Annotated in this window: 15 protein-coding genes and 1 pseudogene; 7 read left to right on the forward strand and 9 right to left on the reverse strand. The window is 69.6% G+C overall.

Annotation, left to right across the window (positions count from 1 at the left end; translation table 11 throughout):
- Positions 1 to 169 precede the first annotated feature (169 nt).
- Positions 170 to 817 carry a DNA-3-methyladenine glycosylase gene (locus tag ACY34J_RS13490; RefSeq protein ID WP_462726678.1) on the reverse strand — a complete coding sequence of 216 codons (648 nt, stop codon included), beginning with the start codon at positions 815 to 817 and terminating at the stop codon, positions 170 to 172.
- 168 nt (positions 818 to 985) lie between these two features.
- Between ACY34J_RS13490 and ACY34J_RS13495 the strand changes: the two genes are divergently transcribed.
- The 3 genes from ACY34J_RS13495 to ACY34J_RS13505 all read left to right on the forward strand — a co-directional run bounded on the left by ACY34J_RS13495 (position 986) and on the right by ACY34J_RS13505 (position 3,083).
- On the forward strand, positions 986 to 1,768 hold the full coding sequence (locus tag ACY34J_RS13495; RefSeq protein WP_462726679.1) for a sporulation protein: 783 nt from the start codon (positions 986 to 988) through the stop codon (positions 1,766 to 1,768).
- 57 nt (positions 1,769 to 1,825) lie between these two features.
- Positions 1,826 to 2,365, forward strand: a complete 540-nt coding sequence (locus ACY34J_RS13500; RefSeq protein WP_462726680.1) for a YbhB/YbcL family Raf kinase inhibitor-like protein — start codon at positions 1,826 to 1,828, stop codon at positions 2,363 to 2,365.
- Positions 2,366 to 2,579: 214 nt separating this feature from the next.
- On the forward strand, positions 2,580 to 3,083 hold the full coding sequence (locus tag ACY34J_RS13505) for an HNH endonuclease (RefSeq protein ID WP_462726681.1): 504 nt from the start codon (positions 2,580 to 2,582) through the stop codon (positions 3,081 to 3,083).
- 61 nt (positions 3,084 to 3,144) lie between these two features.
- Here ACY34J_RS13505 and ACY34J_RS13510 read toward each other — a convergent pair whose 3' ends face one another.
- From ACY34J_RS13510 to ACY34J_RS13525, 4 genes are all read right to left on the reverse strand, one after another.
- On the reverse strand, positions 3,145 to 3,912 hold the full coding sequence (locus ACY34J_RS13510; protein WP_462726682.1) for a sulfite exporter TauE/SafE family protein: 768 nt from the start codon (positions 3,910 to 3,912) through the stop codon (positions 3,145 to 3,147).
- Between the two features lie 62 nt (positions 3,913 to 3,974).
- Positions 3,975 to 4,922: an SPFH domain-containing protein gene (locus ACY34J_RS13515; RefSeq protein WP_462726683.1), complete on the reverse strand. Its 948-nt coding sequence runs from the start codon at positions 4,920 to 4,922 to the stop codon at positions 3,975 to 3,977.
- 78 nt (positions 4,923 to 5,000) lie between these two features.
- Positions 5,001 to 5,423, reverse strand: coding sequence for an NfeD family protein (locus tag ACY34J_RS13520; protein ID WP_462726684.1), 423 nt, complete (start codon positions 5,421 to 5,423; stop codon positions 5,001 to 5,003).
- A gap of 45 nt (positions 5,424 to 5,468) precedes the next feature.
- Positions 5,469 to 6,290 carry an ABC transporter ATP-binding protein gene (locus tag ACY34J_RS13525; protein WP_462726685.1) on the reverse strand — a complete coding sequence of 274 codons (822 nt, stop codon included), beginning with the start codon at positions 6,288 to 6,290 and terminating at the stop codon, positions 5,469 to 5,471.
- 92 nt (positions 6,291 to 6,382) lie between these two features.
- Between ACY34J_RS13525 and ACY34J_RS13530 the strand changes: the two genes are divergently transcribed.
- The gene (locus tag ACY34J_RS13530) at positions 6,383 to 7,192 is read left to right on the forward strand and encodes a hypothetical protein (RefSeq protein ID WP_462726686.1); all 810 of its coding nucleotides are present in this window, start codon (positions 6,383 to 6,385) and stop codon (positions 7,190 to 7,192) included.
- Between the two features lie 105 nt (positions 7,193 to 7,297).
- Here ACY34J_RS13530 and ACY34J_RS13535 read toward each other — a convergent pair whose 3' ends face one another.
- The 3 genes from ACY34J_RS13535 to ACY34J_RS13545 form a co-directional block, all read right to left on the reverse strand.
- Positions 7,298 to 7,540 carry a chaplin gene (locus tag ACY34J_RS13535; protein WP_462726687.1) on the reverse strand — a complete coding sequence of 81 codons (243 nt, stop codon included), beginning with the start codon at positions 7,538 to 7,540 and terminating at the stop codon, positions 7,298 to 7,300.
- Between the two features lie 149 nt (positions 7,541 to 7,689).
- Positions 7,690 to 8,355, reverse strand: a complete 666-nt coding sequence (locus ACY34J_RS13540) for a response regulator (RefSeq protein WP_462726688.1) — start codon at positions 8,353 to 8,355, stop codon at positions 7,690 to 7,692.
- Positions 8,348 to 9,541 carry a GAF domain-containing sensor histidine kinase gene (locus tag ACY34J_RS13545; protein WP_462726778.1) on the reverse strand — a complete coding sequence of 398 codons (1,194 nt, stop codon included), beginning with the start codon at positions 9,539 to 9,541 and terminating at the stop codon, positions 8,348 to 8,350. The genes ACY34J_RS13540 and ACY34J_RS13545 overlap by 8 nt, the downstream gene beginning before the upstream one ends.
- A gap of 129 nt (positions 9,542 to 9,670) precedes the next feature.
- On the opposite strand from ACY34J_RS13545, the pseudogene ACY34J_RS13550 reads away from it, so the two are divergent.
- Positions 9,671 to 10,062: pseudogene (locus ACY34J_RS13550) on the forward strand (S-adenosylmethionine:tRNA ribosyltransferase-isomerase); the annotation flags it as partial.
- A 376-nt stretch (positions 10,063 to 10,438) separates the two neighbouring features.
- Positions 10,439 to 11,236 (forward strand): transglycosylase SLT domain-containing protein, encoded by a 798-nt coding sequence (locus ACY34J_RS13555; protein WP_462726689.1) that lies wholly within the window; start codon positions 10,439 to 10,441, stop codon positions 11,234 to 11,236.
- A 68-nt stretch (positions 11,237 to 11,304) separates the two neighbouring features.
- On the opposite strand, the gene ACY34J_RS13560 is transcribed toward ACY34J_RS13555, so the two are convergent.
- The gene (locus tag ACY34J_RS13560; RefSeq protein ID WP_462726690.1) at positions 11,305 to 13,893 is read right to left on the reverse strand and encodes an FHA domain-containing protein; all 2,589 of its coding nucleotides are present in this window, start codon (positions 13,891 to 13,893) and stop codon (positions 11,305 to 11,307) included.
- 536 nt (positions 13,894 to 14,429) lie between these two features.
- On the opposite strand from ACY34J_RS13560, the gene serB reads away from it, so the two are divergent.
- Positions 14,430 to 15,662, forward strand: a complete 1,233-nt coding sequence (serB, locus tag ACY34J_RS13565; RefSeq protein WP_462726691.1) for a phosphoserine phosphatase SerB — start codon at positions 14,430 to 14,432, stop codon at positions 15,660 to 15,662.
- Positions 15,663 to 15,685: the final 23 nt, after the last annotated feature.

Genomic DNA, 15,685 nt, shown 5'->3' on the forward strand with positions numbered 1-15,685 from the left:
GCGATCGGAAGGAATTCCGGGCATTCCAAAATTCCCCGATGGGGAGTTCCTTGTAGTGGTGATTGCGCCACTTCCGGGTGGTGGTGGGTTGATCAGCTTCTGCTGAGGTGCCCACAGCACTGCCCTGTTTCAGCGGCTCGGGCTACGTTAGGCGGTCGCCCACCCAGAGTCAAGTTCTGCTCTGGCGACGGCGGCGAGGCGTGTGAGCGCGGTACGGGCTCACCGTCGGGTCGCCGTCGATCCAGAAGCGCCAGGGGTGCACCGCACCGTCTCCGCTTATCCCCGTCCGCGGTCCGTTACGGATCCGCCCCCGCTCCACCGGCAGACCGCCCAGGATGGCGAGCGGCCCGTCCGGATCTGCGCACAGATCGGTCCCGTCAAGCGATCGGTCCAGGTCAAGGGCAGTCGCCAGGCGGGCCGGCCCTTTGGCGAGCTCATGGTCCTTCCGCGCGGTCGGGCGGCGCTTGTACGCCAGATCGCTGCCCCTGGTGATCTCGCCGGCCCGGAGCAGTACAGCGCTCGCGCTGCCCACCGGACCGCAGACCAGGTTCACGCTGAACCACATGCCGTAGATGAAGTAGACGTACGCGTGGCCGGGCGGCCCGAACATCGAGGCGTTGCGCTCGGTGCGCCCGCGGTAGGCGTGGGAGCCGGGGTCCGTCGGCCCGTCGTACGCCTCGACCTCCGTCAGCCGCAGTTCGATCGGACCGTCCGGGGTCGTACGGACGAGCGTGCGTCCAAGGAGGTCCGGTGCGACCTCAAGGACAGGCCGGTGAAAGAAGTCGCGCGGCAGCGGCGTACGGTCTGGGTGCGGCATCGGTCCGAGGGTAGTGCAACGGGTATGGGCAGGGGCCGAGTGCGGCCTTTGGGGGATTCCGCTCACCGGCGCGCCGGTCGGGAACCGTCCGGCGCCGTTCCGCGTATGTAGGTAGGAATCAGGGCAGACACAGGCCGCGAAACGCTGTCTGGGCTGGGGAGGATGGACATGGGCTTCAAGAAGCTGCTGGCGAGTCTGGGTGCGGGTGGGGCGTCCGTCGAGACGGTGCTCACCGAGTCGAACGTGCTGCCGGGCGGTGTCGTCCAGGGCGAGGTGCGGATCCAGGGCGGATCCGTCCCCCAGCAGATCGAGGGCCTGTCCGTGGGCCTCCAGGCGCGCGTCGAGGTGGAGAGCGGCGACCAGGAGTACAAGCAGGACATCGAGTTCACGCGGCAGCAGCTCGGGGGCGCTTTCGAGGTGCAGCCCGGTGCCGTGCACGCGGTGCCGTTCGGCCTGGAGATCCCCTGGGAGACGCCGGTGACCATGGTGCTGGGGCAGCACCTGACCGGGATGCACATCGGTGTGACAACGGAGCTGGCGATCGCGCGGGCCGTGGACTCCACCGACCTCGACCCGGTGAATGTGCACCCGCTGCCGGCGCAGCAGGCCATCCTCGACGCCTTCGGTTCCCTGGGCTTCCGCTTCAAGAACGCGGACCTGGAGCGCGGGCACATCCGTGGTACGCGCCAGCGGCTGCCCTTCTACCAGGAGATCGAGTTCCTGGCCCCGCCGCAGTACCGCGGGCTGAACCAGGTCGAGCTCAGCTTCGTCGCGGACGACCGCGAGATGGACGTCATCCTGGAGATGGACAAGAAGCCGGGCCTGTTCACCGAGGGCAGCGACTCCTACCGGGCGTTCACCGTCGGTCTGTCGTCGTTCCAGAACACCGACTGGGCTGCCTACCTCAACCAGTGGCTGGCCGAGGTCGGCGGGCGTCGCAACTGGTTCTAGGCCCGCAGGTTCTAGGCTCGGGTCGGCAGTGAATCCGCCCGATCAGGAGGTTTCGACGTGACCGAGCCCAAGAGGCCACCGCTCCCCCACGACTACCTGCCTCCCGTGCCCTCGTTCACCGTGGTGAGCGATGACGTGGCGCCTGGGGCAGTGCTGGGTGATGCTCAGGTGTACGCGGCCGGCAACACCTCACCGCATCTGCGGTGGGAGGGCTTTCCGCCGGAGACCAAGAGCTTCGCGGTGACGTGCTTCGACCCGGACGCCCCGACCGGCAGCGGCTTCTGGCACTGGGTGCTCTTCGACATTCCGGCGTCGGTGACCGAGCTGCCGGCCGGCGCGGGCAGCGGCAAGTTCGAGGGGCTTCCCGAGGGCGCTGTGCACGTACGGAACGACTACGGGACGCGGGACTTCGGCGGGGCCGCGCCGCCGCCCGGCGACCCCGCGCACCGGTACGTCTTCACCGTGTACGCCGTGGACACGGAGAAGCTGGGGCCGGACGCGGATGCCTCGCCGGCCGTGGTGGGCTTCAATCTGCGGTTCCACACGCTGGCCCGCGCGCACCTGATCGGCGAGTACGCGGCCACCCCTGAGGGCTGACTGAACCGTCAGCAGAGATCGGCACCCGACCGTCTGCCCCGACCTCCCCCAGCTACCGCTGGGAGGTGCCCCCACCACCGGAGGTCGGGGCAGACGGTTTTTCACCGTCCCGACCGCCGCTGTACACGGGAAATTGCGTTGTCCGCACCGGATCGCATGGCCAAAGTTGATCCCAGCCCGCCGCGGGGGCGGGGGACCTGGGAGGTGGGCCGGGATGCGCGAGACGCTGGTGCTCAATGCGAGCTTCGAGCCGCTGTCGACGGTGACGCTGCGCCGTGCTGTGGTGCTGGTTCTGCAGGAGAAGGCCGTTGTCGAGCAGGCCCACCCCGGGCTGCGCGTCCGGGCGGCAGCCGTGGACGTACCGGTGCCGCAGGTGATCAGACTCTGCCGGTACGTACGGGTGCCCTTCCGACAACGGGCGCCCTGGTCGCGGCGGGGTGTGCTGGTACGGGACCGGCACCGCTGCGTGTACTGCGGGCGGCGGGCGACGACGGTCGACCACCTGGTGCCACGCTCACACGGGGGCGGCGACACCTGGCTGAACACGGTCGCGGCCTGCGCGGCGGACAACCACCGCAAAGCGGACCGTACGCCGGAGCAGGCGGGGATGCGGCTGCTCAGCAAGCCGTTCGAGCCGACCCCGGCGGATGCGCTGCTGCTCGCCCTCGGGGTGGCGGACCGGGAGAGCCTCCCGGACTGGCTGTCGCTGCCCGCGTAGCGGGGGCCGAGGAGGCGTAAGAGGGGGTCGTCCGGCCGCTGTTCAACCGTCCGGCTGCTGTTCAGCGGAGCAGCAGCTGGACGATCGCGACGACGCCGACGGCGACGATGACCCCGCGCAGGGCGGCGGCCGGGAGCCGCCGTCCGACCTTGGCTCCGATCTGGCCGCCGAGGGCGGAGCCGGCCGCGATGAGCAGGACGGCCGGCCAGTGGAAGTCCGCCACGAAGAGGAAGAACAGCGCGGCGACGCCGTTGACGATCACGGCGAGCACATTCTTGACGGCGTTGATCCGCTGCAGGTCCTCGTGGAGCAGCAGGCCCATCAGGGAGAGGTACATCACGCCTTGGGCGGCGCCGAAGTAGCCGCCGTACGCACTGGCGAGCAGCAGGCCGACGAGGAGCGTGGCACCGCCGTCCGGGTGGGCGTCGGTGCCGTTGCGCTCGCGGCGGCGCTGGATCGCCCGTGCCAGGCGCGGCTGGAGTATGACCAGCACCAGGGCCATGGCGATCAGGGCCGGCACGATCGTGTCGAAGGCCTTTGACGGCAGGGCGATCAGCAGTACGGCACCGGCGAGTCCACCGACGAGGGCGGCGCCGCCGAGCCGGATGACGCGCCACCGCTGGCCGGCCAGTTCGCGGCGGTAGCCGATGGCACCGCTGACCGAGCCGGGCACGAGTCCCAGGGTGTTGGAGACGTTTGCGGTGACCGGCGGCAGGCCGACGGCGAGCAGCACCGGGAAGGTGATGAGGGTGCCCGAGCCGACGATTGTGTTGATCGCCCCGGCACCCATGCCCGCCGCGAAGACGGCGACTGCCTCCCAGATGCTCAACGTTCTCCCCGTCCGGCATGATCGGTGCGTGCTGCACCGATCATGCCGGAGGCGTGGATCGCTCAGTCAATCGGGGGCTGCTCACGGCGCGGTGCGGCGACCTTGGCGGAGCTGCCGGTGCCGCCGTTGCCGCCCATCGGGCCGAAGTTGCCGAGCGCTCCGCCGAGTCCCTTGAGGGCGTCGCCGATCTCGCTGGGCACGATCCAGAGCTTGTTGGCGTCGCCCTCGGCGATCTTCGGGAGCATCTGGAGGTACTGGTACGAGAGGAGCTTCTGGTCCGGGTCTCCGGCGTGGATGGACTCGAAGACCGTACGGATCGCCTGCGCCTCACCCTCGGCGCGCAGGGCCGCGGCCTTGGCCTCACCTTCGGCCCGGAGGATCGCGGACTGCTTCTCACCCTCGGCGCGGAGGATCTCGGACTGCCGGACACCTTCGGCCTGGAGGATGGCGGCGCGCTTGTCACGGTCGGCGCGCATCTGCTTCTCCATCGAGTCCTGGATGGAGGTCGGCGGCTCGATCGCCTTGAGCTCGACGCGGTTGACGCGGATGCCCCACTTGCCGGTGGCCTCGTCGAGGACGCCGCGCAGTGCCGCGTTGATCTCCTCACGGGAGGTCAGGGTGCGCTCCAGGTCCATGCCACCGATGATGTTCCGCAGGGTGGTGACGGTCAGCTGCTCAATCGCCTGGATGTAGCTGGCGACTTCGTACGTCGCGGCCCGCGCGTCGGTCACCTGGTAGTAGATGACGGTGTCGATGTTGACGACCAGGTTGTCCTGGGTGATGACCGGCTGCGGCGGGAACGGCACGACCTGCTCACGCAGGTCGATGCGGTTGCGGATCGTGTCGATGAACGGGACGACGATGTTGAGGCCGGCGTTGAGCGTGCGGGTGTAACGGCCGAAGCGCTCGACGATGGCGGCGCTGGCCTGCGGGATGACCTGCACCGTCTTCATGAGTGCGATGAAGACGAGCACCACCAGGATGATCAGGACGATGATGATCGGTTCCATGGATGCTCTGCCACTCCTTCGGTTGATGCTTGTTGATCAAGTCTCTCAGAGTGCGCCCGCGCGTGAAGGGGGTTTGGCTCACATCACGACGGCCGTAGCGCCGTCGATCTCGACGACGTCGACCTGCTGCCCGGCTTCGTACACCTGCTCGGCGTCGAGTGCGCGGGCGGACCAGACCTCACCCGCGAGTTTGATGCGGCCGCCCTGGCTGTCGACGCGTTCGAGGACGACTGCCTGCTTCCCGCGCAGCGCGTCGACTCCGGACGCCAACTGCGGCCGCTGTCTGCGGTGCCGGGCCGCGATGGGGCGGACGACGGCGATCAACGCGACCGAGACGACGGCGAATACGAGGAACTGTGCCACCGTCCCGCCGCCGACCGCGGCGGTGACCGCTGCGGCAATGGCTCCAACCGCGAACATCCCGAATTCGGGCATCGCGGTCACAACAAGAGGAATACCCAGCCCTACGGCGGCGATCAGCCACCACACCCATGGATCCACCCGCTCATCGTAGGTGTGATGGCCTTGTCGCGGACAGTGGACGGATCAGCCGGACTGCCGGGAGAGCGGAAGGCCTTGGGCGGTCCAACGGTCGCCGTTGCGCTCGACGATGAGGGGCAGGCCGAAGCAGCGGGAGAGGTTGCGCGAGGTCAGCTCGAGCTCGAGGGGCCCGGCGGCGACGACCTTGCCCTGACGGATCATCAGGACATGAGTGAAGCCCGGGGCGATCTCTTCGACATGATGGGTGACCATGATCATGGAGGGCGCGTACGGATCGCGGGCGAGCCGGCCCAGGCGGCGTACGAGGTCCTCACGGCCACCGAGGTCGAGGCCCGCCGCCGGCTCGTCGAGCAGCAGCAGCTCCGGGTCGGTCATCATCGCGCGGGCGATCAGGGTGCGCTTGCGCTCGCCCTCGGAGAGGGTGCCGAACTTCCGGTCCAGGAGGTCGTTCATGCCCAGGCGGTCGAGGAAGCCGCGGGCGCGCTCCTCGTCGACCGCCTCGTAGTTCTCGTGCCAGTGGGCAGTCATGCCGTACGCGGCGGTGAGCACCGTCTCCAGCACGGTCTGCTTGCGCGGCAGCTTGTCCGCCATGGCGATGCTCGCCATGCCGATGCGCGGGCGCAGTTCGAAGACGTCGACGCTGCCGAGCTTCTCCCCCAGGATCTGGGCCGTACCGGCGGTGGGGAAGAGATAGCTGGAGGCGACGTTGAGGAGGGTGGTCTTGCCGGCGCCGTTGGGACCGAGGATCACCCAGCGCTCCCCTTCGGCGACCGACCAGGAGACCTGGTCCACCAGAGCCCGGCCCTCGCGGACCACGGATACGTCCACCAGCTCCAGTACATCGCTCATGAGCGCGTTGTCTCCCATGCAGTCATCAGGTCCTCGCATGCGCCTGTAGGCGCTGCCCCCAGGGAAAACCTACGCCACCGGTGCGCGGGTCCAGTCCCTAGGCTGGTCCCATGCTCATGGAACCTCGCTCAGGACGGCTGACTGCCTGGGGTAACGCACTTATTGCCGGATTTGTCTCGCCTGATGAAGCGGTGCATCGCGTGATCGGCGAGGACGCGGTGCACCGGGTGGAAGGGCTGCCGGGCGAGGACGCCCCGGTCGGCCTGTCGCTGGCGCTCGGGCGGCTGCGTGGGCTGGGGGTGACCGGCCTGCGCGTGGCGCTGCCCGTGCCGGGGCATCCGCTGGGGCTGAGCGGGCCGCCGGCGTTCAACGCGCGGGCGCTGGCGGCCGAGGAGGCGGTGATCGGGGTGGGCGGGCCGTCGCTGGGCCTGGTGCCGGAGGTGTACGAGGCCGGGCCGGAGGGCGATGTCCACGTGGAAGTGGTGTGGAACTGCCTGGCCGTACGGGATGCGCCGCCGGCGGACGTGCCGTCGCTCGGCGAGGCGGAGCGGGAGCTGGCGGAGGCGCTCCGCGAGGCGACCGAGGTGCTCTCGGGGCTTGATGTGGCCGGGTCGGGGCCGGTGGCACAGGCGGCGCTGGAGGCGTACCGGGCGCGTACCGAGCGCGGTCGGGAGGTGCTGGCGCCGGGTTATCCACCGCGCGCGCTGCGCGTGTTGGAGCTGGCGCAGCGGGTCGGTGCGCTGGTGTCGATCGCGTACGGGCCGGGCGGGACGGGGCGGGACGGGCGGGAGCACGGTGCGGCGGTGAGCGCCTCGCAGATCGCCGCGCGCGCGGAGGTGCTGCGGCCGGTGGAGCGGACCGCGCGGCGGGCTCAGGTGGCGGCGTACAACGCGTTTGTGGAGGAGCGGGAGCGGCGCTGAGCCTCCAGTGGGTTCTTCCGGGCACAGGACCGGCCCCTCAGGGCAGTCCTGAGGGGCCGGTCGCCGCGGTTCAGCCGCGGCTGCGCGATGTGGACGATTCGACGATCAGCGGTTGACGCAGTAGTTGCCGAAGGTCGGGTTCAGCGCACCGATGACGTTCACGGTGTTGCCGCAGGCGTTGACGGGCACGTGGACCGGCACCTGAATGACGTTCCCCGAGATGACGCCCGGCGAGTGCAGGGCCGCACCGGCGGCACCCGCACCGCTGGCCGAGGCCACGCCGGCCCCGGCAGCCACGATGCCCCCGGCGATCACGGTGATGGCAGCGGCCTTCTTCAGGTTCTTCACTTCTTCCTCCTAGCTGTTGCCGCGGCCAACTGCCGCGGCACGCCATGGAGAACGGGCGACCGCCGGTCAGGATGCGCCGTTCGAGCGACATACACCCGACGGTATGAATCTCAGCTTGGAAGCGGATACTCCGGATTAGCCGCCGGCAATCAGCCGGTGACGCCGTGGCGTACGGCCCACAGCGCCGCCTGAGTGCGGTCGGCCAGGTCGAGCTTCATCAGGATGTTCGAGACATGGGTCTTCACGGTCTTCTCGGAGAGCACGAGCGCCCGGGCGATCTCGCGGTTGGACCGGCCGCCCGCGATCAAGGCGAGCACCTCGCGCTCCCGCTCCGTGAGCGCGTTGCCCCGGCCCTGCATGCCGCTGGTGTCCTCCTGGGCGAGCAGCGCACCGGCGACCTCCGGCTGCAGCAGCACATGCCCGGCATGGACCGAGCGGATGGCTCCGGCCAGGGCGTCGGGGTCGATGTCCTTGTAGACGTAGCCGGCGGCCCCCGCCCGCAGGGCCGGGACGACGGTGCGCTGCTCGGTGAAACTGGTCACTATCAGCACCTTGGCGGGGTTGTCGAGCCCGCGCAGCTTCTGCAGCGCCTCGATGCCGTCGGTGCCGGGCATCTTCACGTCCATGAGGACCACGTCGGGGCGCAGCTCCTCGGCGCGCGCGACACCCTCCGCGCCGTCCGAGGCCTCGCCCACCACCTCGATGTCGTCCTGCACTTCAAGGAACGTCCGCAGGCCACGGCGGACCACCTGATGGTCGTCGACCAGCAGCACTCTGATGGCACGGCCGTGGCCCGTGCGGTTCGGCTCAGCCACCGAGAACCTCCATCTCGATCACGGTGCCCTTGCCGGGCTCCGACTCCACCGTCAGCGTGCCGCCGACCCCGCTCGCCCGGTCGCGCATCGACACCAGCCCCAGATGGCGGCCGGCCCGGCGGACGGCGGCCGGGTCGAAGCCCTGGCCGTCGTCGGCCACGCGCAGCACCGCACCCTGGCCGCGCCGGGCGAGCGTGACGTCGACCTGTGCCGCGGCGGAGTGCCGCAGCGCGTTGTGCAGCGCCTCCTGGGCCACTCTCAGCAGGGCCTCCTCCTGGGCCGCGGGCAGGGCTCGTACGCTCTGCGCGGCGAAGGTGACTCGCGCCGAGTGGGCACGGTCGAGCACCTGTATCTGGGTGCGGAGGGTGGCGACCAGGCCGTCCTCGTCCAGCGCGGCGGGGCGCAGCTCCACCACCGCGGCGCGCAGTTCGTCGGCCGCCTCGGCGGCGAGGTCCGCGACCTGCTGCAGCTCTCCCTTGGCGCGGGCCGGGTCGCGGTCGACGAGGGCGGCCGCGGCCTGTGCGGTCAGGCGCAGCGAGAAGAGCTTCTGGGAGACGGCGTCGTGGAGCTCGTGAGCGAGCCGGGCGCGCTCCCCGGCGATGGTCAGCTCGCGGCTGCGCTCGTAGAGGCGGGCGTTGGTGAGGGCGATGGCCGCGTGCTGGGCGAGGATGCCGAGCAGGGCCTCGTCCTGCTCGGTGAAGCCGCAGCCGTGTGTGTCGGGCTCCGCTGAGCGCGACGGGGGCGAGCCCGCGGCGCCGCGCCCGTCACTGGGTCGCTTCTTGTTGGCGAGGAAAAGCGCACCGAGGACCTCATCGCCGTCTGCGATCGGCAGACCGAGGAAGTCGCACAGCTCGGGGTGCGCGCTGGGCCAGCCCTCGAAGCGCGGGTCCTTGCGGACGTCGCCGAGGCGCTGCGGGGTGGCTTCCTGGAGCATCGCGGCGAGGATGCCGTGCTGGCGGGGCAGCGGGCCGATGGCCTGCCACTGCTCGTCGGTGACCCCGTCCACCACGAACTGGGCGAAGCCCCCGTGGTCGTCGGGCACGCCGAGGGCGGCGTACTCGGCGTCCAGCAGCTCTCGGGCGGAGGCGACGATCGTCTGGAGTACGTCGCGCACTTCGAGGTGCCTGCTCATGGCGAGCAGAGCGGCGCTCACCGCGGCGAGACCCGACTCGGGTACCTGGCCCATGGTCATGGCCTCACGGTACCGGCGGGGTGAGCGGCCCGTATCGGACCGATGACGGCAGCCGCTTCCGTCCGCGGCCCTAGGCCGAAGGGCCGTGCCCCGTCGCGACCCGCGTCCGAGGCGGGGCGCGCGGGCGTGGCGTCGGCGGAGGTGCATGAGCCGCCCTACCCGGAGTGGTTCGCCGTACCGGAGGCCACGGCATGGCTGGTGAACGCGGCGCGGGCAGGCGGGGGAAGGATCGTGGCGGTCGGAACGACGGCCGTGCGGGCTCTTGAGACGGCGGCGGGCCCGGATGGGGTGGTGCGCGCCGCGTCCGGATGGACGGATCTGGTGGTGACCCCGTCCCGTGGTGTGCGCGCGGTGGACGGCCTGCTGACCGGGCTGCATGAGCCGGCGGCGTCACATCTGCTGATGCTCGAAGCCGTTGCGGCCGGGAGCTGCTCAGCCGCAGTTACGGCGCGGCACTGGCGCATCGCTATCTGTGGCACGAATTCGGGGATGTGCATTTGATTCTGCCGCGATGATCCGTAGCAGAATGTGCCGCAATGCATGCGGCCTGTGAATTCGCACTCCCCGTGAATGTGAACCACAGCATGTGACGCAGATCACTTACGACGTTTCCTAGTGGCATCGCGAAAGGGCGTGTGAGCGGGAAGGGGAGCCATTCCGATCACCCCGTCGGTTTCCCTTTTCCACTACGCGGGGTAGTACGTCACACCTTTGCAACAGGTTTTTCCAGCAGCTAAGAATTACTCCCGCCGCACGGCACCGCACTCCGGAACGCGGTGCTTTTCGCCGGAACGGTTGAGCGCGCCCCTGCCGCTCAAGGGGCCCTTGCGCCACCGTCACCGACCCGGCCTCCCGCGGTACCAGCTGCTACTGGAAGAGGTCTACCCCCCAATGCGCGTCCCCAAGCTTTCCGGCTATACCCGCCTGTCCAAGACCCACAAGCTTTCCGTTGCGGGTATCGCCGCCACGGGCGCCGCAGCCCTGGCCTTCGGTGTTGTGCCGCAGTCGGCTGAGGCCCAGAGCGGTGCGCAGGCCCAGGCGCCGGCCGCCAAGCCGGCTTCGCAGTCCGGAGTCACCGTGCACGCCAACACCGTCGCCCAGCCGGCCGCCGCAGACCCGGCGGCCGACGCTGCGGCCAAGAAGAAGGCCAAAGAGGAGAAGAAGAAGGCGGAGGAGGCCAAGAAGAAGGCCGCTGCCGCCGCAATGGCGAAGGCAAAGGCCGACTACGCCGCCAAGCTGAAGAAGCAGGCCGAGGAAGCCGCCAAGAAGAAGGCCGCGGAGGCTGCCAAGAAGAAGGCTGCGGAGGCTGCCAAGGCGAAGGCCGCTGCCGCCGCCAAGGCAAAGGCCGCTGCCGCCCCCAAGGCCTACGCGAACAACCTGGACGGCTGGATCCGCGAGTCTCTCGACATCATGAAGAAGCACGGGATTCCCGGTACCTACAACGGGATTCACCGCAACATCATGCGGGAGTCGAGCGGTAACCCGCGGGCCATCAACCTGTACGACATCAACGCCAAGAATGGCGTTCCGTCCAAGGGCCTGCTCCAGGTGATCAAGCCGACCTTCGACGCGTACCACGTTCCGGGCACTTCCTGGGACCAGTACGACCCGGTCGCCAACATCACCGCCGCCTGCAACTACGCATGGCACCGCTACGGTTCGATCGACAACGTGAACGGCCCGTACTGATCCGCAATCGCGGAAAGGGCGGCGGCACCCCGGAAAGGGTCCGCCGCCCTTTTGCATTGTGCGGGCCGCTATTTGCGCATGACTTCCGGCTCATGACGGCGCAGCAGGCGTGCCACCACGAAGCCGCAGGCGACGCCAATGGCGATCAGCGCCAGCATGTTGCCGGTCCACTGGCCCGCGGTGTGGTCCCACAGCGGGTCGAAGTCGAAGGGGTTCTGCGGGTCCCACGGCGGCATCAGGTGCGACAGGTCCAGCGTCGCGCCCGCCGCACCCACGGCCCAGCGGGAGGGCATCAGCCAGGCGAACTGCTCCAGTCCGGGCTTGCCGAAGATCTGGAACAGCACTCCGGTGAAGACGAGCTGGACGATCGCGAACATCACCAGCAGCGGCATGGTCTTCTCGGCGGTCTTCACCAGCGAGGAGATGACCAGGCCGAACATCATCGAGGTGAAGCCGATCGCGATGACCGCCAGGCACAGCTCCATGGCCGGGTTGCTGGTGACCAGGCCGTCCGCGGGCAGCTCGCGCGCCGAGAAGCCGATCGCGCAGATGATGACGCCCTGCAGGGCGGTGATCATGCCGAGCACGATCACCTTGGACATCAGATACGCCGAGCGGGAGAGGCCGGTGGCGCGTTCCCGCTCGTAGATCACCCGTTCCTTGATCAGCTCACGGACCGAGTTGGCGGCACCCGAGAAGCACATGCCGACCACGAGGATCATCATGATCATGCCCGCGCCGCTGTTGAAGCGGTCGGGGGGTGTCGGTGCCGCGAGGCCGTGCTTCGCCGGAATGACGACGCTCACGCCGCCGAGGATCGCCGGCAGCAGCACCATCAGCCCGATGAAGCCCTTGTCCGACGCGATCACCGACAGATAGCGGCGCACCAGGGTCCACAGCTGCGAACCCCAGCTCTGCACCTTGGGCGGCCGCGTCATCTGCGGCTGGGCCCACGCGTGCTGCTGCGGGGCCGCGGCGTCGAAGTCCGCGGCGTACCTCTGGTAGTGCTGCGAGCCGCGCCAGCGGCCCGCCCAGTCGTAGTCGCGGTAGTTCTCGAATGCCGAGAAGACATCGGCCCAGGTCTCGTACCCGAAGAAGTTCAACGCCTCGTCCGGCGGGCCGAAGTACGCCACCGCGCCGCCGGGCGCCATCACCAGCAGCTTGTCGCACAGCGCCAGCTCGGCGACGGAGTGGGTGACCACCAGGACCGTACGGCCATCGTCCGCGAGCTTGCGCAGCAGCTGCATGACGTCCCGGTCCATGCCCGGGTCGAGTCCGGAGGTCGGCTCGTCCAGGAAGAGCAGCGACGGCTTGGTCAGCAGCTCCAGCGCGACGGAGACCCGCTTGCGCTGGCCGCCGGAGAGGGAGGTGACCTTCTTCTCCTTGTGGATGTCGAGCTTCAGCTCGCGCAGCACCTCGTCGATCCGGGCCTCGCGCTCGGCCTCGGCGGTGTCGCCCGGGAAGCGGAGCCGGGCGGCGTACCTCAGGGCGGTGCGGACGGTCAGCTCCTTGTGCAGGATGTCGTCCTGCGGGACCAGACCGATGCGCTGACGCAGCTCGGCGAACTGCTTGTACAGGTTCCGGTTGTCGTAGAGGACCTCGCCCTGGTCGGCCGGGCGATAGCCGGTGAGGGCCTTCAGCAGCGTGGACTTGCCGGAGCCGGACGGGCCGATGACCGCGATCAGGGACTTCTCCGGTACGCCGAAGGAGACGTCCTTGAGGATCTGCTTGCCGCCGTCGACGGTGACCGTGAGGTGGCGCGCGGAGAACGACACATCACCGGTGTCGACGAACTCCTCGAGCCGGTCGCCGACGAGGCGGAAGGTGGAGTGGCCGACGCCGACGATGTCGTGCGGGCCGATGGCCGCGCGACCGGACTTGGGGAGCGGCTGGCCGTTGACGTACGTGCCGTTGTGGCTGCCGAGGTCGACGATCTCGAAACGGCCGTCGGGGGTGGCGTGGAACTCGGCGTGGTGACGTGAGACCTGCAGGTCGGAGACGACGAGTTCGTTGTCGAGCGCACGGCCGATGCGCATGACGCGGCCGACGGCTATCTGGTGGAAGGTCGTCGGGCTGCGGTCGCCGTGGACCGGTGGGGTGCCGGTGGAGCCGCCGGCCGGGGGCTGCTGATGCCCGGGGTGGCCCTGCTGCGGTGGTACTTGGGGGTGTGGCGCCTGGGGGTGTGGCGCCTGCGCCTGCTGCCGGCCGGCGTGCTGGGGCGTCGGGTACGGGGCCTGGGGCGTCGGGTGCGGGGCCTGGGGCGGGGCCTGGTACGGGGCCTGGTGCGGGGCTTGCGGGTGTTGCACGCTGTTCTGCGCGCTGTGGGCGCCGACGCCCGCGTGATCGGCGGTTCCGGCACCGGACAGATTCAGCCGCGGGCCATCGGTGGCATTGCCGAGATGCACCGCTGAGCCGGGGCCGATCTCGATCTGCTGGATCCGCTGCCCTTGTACGTAGGTGCCGTTGGTGCTTCCGACATCCTCAAGGAGCCAACTGCTGCCACTCCAGCGGAGAGTGGCGTGCCGCCAGGAGACCCTGGCGTCGTCGATCACCATGTCGCCCTGCGGATCGCGTCCGAGGCGGTAGGACCTGGATGGATCGAGAGTCCAGGTCTGTCCGTTCAATTCCAGTACGAGTTCCGGCACTCCATGCCCCATTACTTGTCCCCCGAGTGACCCCCCTGCACGGGGAGTCTAGGGATGGCGAACATCGTGAGGAACTATTTCAGGCCCGGTCCGGGGACCGGAACTCGGGCCTTGGGCATGTGCGGGCGACGGTTCGGCTCAACGCCGCAATGAGGGCGTTTTTTCTTGGGAGTTGCCCGCCGTGCCGCCACGCCGGCTCATATCGGCGAGGCCCTGCGCAGATCACCGTTGCCTGGTCCCAGACTGCTGCGCGATGCCGACCGGCCGTACCCTCGAGCCCGCCGGTTTCGAGCCGAGCCGCCCACCCCCACCCCGGGGCTCGGCCAAGTAGGTGATCTGCCCGCACCGCTTGCAAGGGGTGGGCGGGCGGGAATCACACCGCGCCGAAGGCGCCGCAGCGCCCCCGGGGGCTGTCCGCGCGCTTGCGCACGGAACCGCGGCCTGTGACCTGTGTGGACTATGTGACGTGGCTGGTATCGCGCCTCGAGCGTCCGTTCTACAAGACGGGCGCGCCACCCCCGCCGGACGCCGGATACGGTGGAGGAACCATGAGCGCACAGACCTCGCCTGCCGCCGCCGTCCCCGGGGACGACACGCCTACCCTCCTCGTCAAGATCTTCGGCAAGGACCGCCCCGGTATCACGGCCGGGCTCTTCGACACCCTCGCCGCCTACTCGGTCGACGTCATCGACATCGAGCAGGTCGTCACCCGGGGCCGGATCGTGCTGTGCGCCCTGGTGACTGCTCCGAGCAGCAATGTTGTCGCTGAAGGCGACCTCCGCGCCACGGTGCACAGCTGGGCCGAGTCGCTGAAGCTGCAGGCAGAGATCATCTCGGGCAAGGGCGACAACCGCCCCCGTGGCATGGGCCGCTCCCATGTGACCGTGCTCGGCCACCCGCTGACCGCCGAGTCGACAGCCGCCATAGCGGCCCGTATCACCGGCACCGGCGGCAACATCGACCGTATCTTCCGGCTTGCGAAGTATCCGGTGACCGCCGTGGAATTCGAGGTCTCCGGCGCCGAAACCGAGCCCCTGCGCACCGCGCTCGCCACCGAGGCCGCAGCGCGCGGCGTCGATGTCGCGGTGGTCTCGTCGGGGCTGCAGCGCCGCGCCCAGCGACTGGTCGTGATGGATGTCGACTCCACCCTCATCCAGGACGAGGTGATCGAGCTCTTCGCCGCCCACGCGGGCTGCGAGGACAAGGTCGCCGAGGTGACAGCGGCGGCGATGCGCGGCGAGCTGGACTTCGAGGAGTCGCTGCACGCGCGCGTGGCGCTGCTGGCGGGCCTGGACGCCTCCGTGGTGGACAAGGTGCGCGCGGAGGTCCGGCTGACCCCCGGTGCCCGCACGCTGATCCGCACGCTCAAGCGGCTCGGCTACCAGGTCGGCGTGGTCTCCGGCGGCTTCACGCAGGTGACCGACGATCTCAAGGACCGGCTGGGCCTGGACTTCGCCTCGGCCAACACTCTCGAGGTGGCGGACGGCAAGCTGACCGGCCGGGTGATCGGGGAGGTCGTGGACCGGGCCGGGAAGGCGCGGCTGCTGCGCCGCTTTGCGGCGGAGGCCGGCGTTCCGTTGGCCCAGACGGTCGCGATCGGCGATGGTGCGAACGACCTGGACATGCTCAATGCGGCGGGCCTGGGCGTCGCCTTCAACGCCAAGCCGGTGGTACGCGAGGCGGCCCATGCGGCGGTGAACGTGCCCTTCCTCGACACAGTGCTCTATCTGCTGGGCATCACCCGCGAAGAGGTCGAGGCCGACGAAGCTCACACCGACTGACCGGCAACGGCCCCGGCGCGTGT

This window comes from Streptomyces sp. HSS9-12 (genome assembly GCF_054963655.1).

What these genes read in the sequence shown, in the direction of transcription:
- ACY34J_RS13525 (WP_462726685.1), bottom strand. Translation starts at nt 6,290, where the DNA reads ATGGGAGACAACGCGCTCATGAGCGATGTACTGGAGCTGGTGGACGTA.
- ACY34J_RS13545 (WP_462726778.1), bottom strand. Translation starts at nt 9,541, where the DNA reads ATGGGCCAGGTACCCGAGTCGGGTCTCGCCGCGGTGAGCGCCGCTCTG.
- ACY34J_RS13515 (WP_462726683.1), bottom strand. Translation starts at nt 4,922, where the DNA reads ATGGAACCGATCATCATCGTCCTGATCATCCTGGTGGTGCTCGTCTTC.
- ACY34J_RS13505 (WP_462726681.1), top strand. Translation starts at nt 2,580, where the DNA reads ATGCGCGAGACGCTGGTGCTCAATGCGAGCTTCGAGCCGCTGTCGACG.
- ACY34J_RS13490 (WP_462726678.1), bottom strand. Translation starts at nt 817, where the DNA reads ATGCCGCACCCAGACCGTACGCCGCTGCCGCGCGACTTCTTTCACCGG.
- ACY34J_RS13530 (WP_462726686.1), top strand. Translation starts at nt 6,383, where the DNA reads ATGCTCATGGAACCTCGCTCAGGACGGCTGACTGCCTGGGGTAACGCA.
- serB (WP_462726691.1), top strand. Translation starts at nt 14,430, where the DNA reads ATGAGCGCACAGACCTCGCCTGCCGCCGCCGTCCCCGGGGACGACACG.
- ACY34J_RS13495 (WP_462726679.1), top strand. Translation starts at nt 986, where the DNA reads ATGGGCTTCAAGAAGCTGCTGGCGAGTCTGGGTGCGGGTGGGGCGTCC.
- ACY34J_RS13560 (WP_462726690.1), bottom strand. Translation starts at nt 13,893, where the DNA reads ATGGGGCATGGAGTGCCGGAACTCGTACTGGAATTGAACGGACAGACC.
- ACY34J_RS13555 (WP_462726689.1), top strand. Translation starts at nt 10,439, where the DNA reads ATGCGCGTCCCCAAGCTTTCCGGCTATACCCGCCTGTCCAAGACCCAC.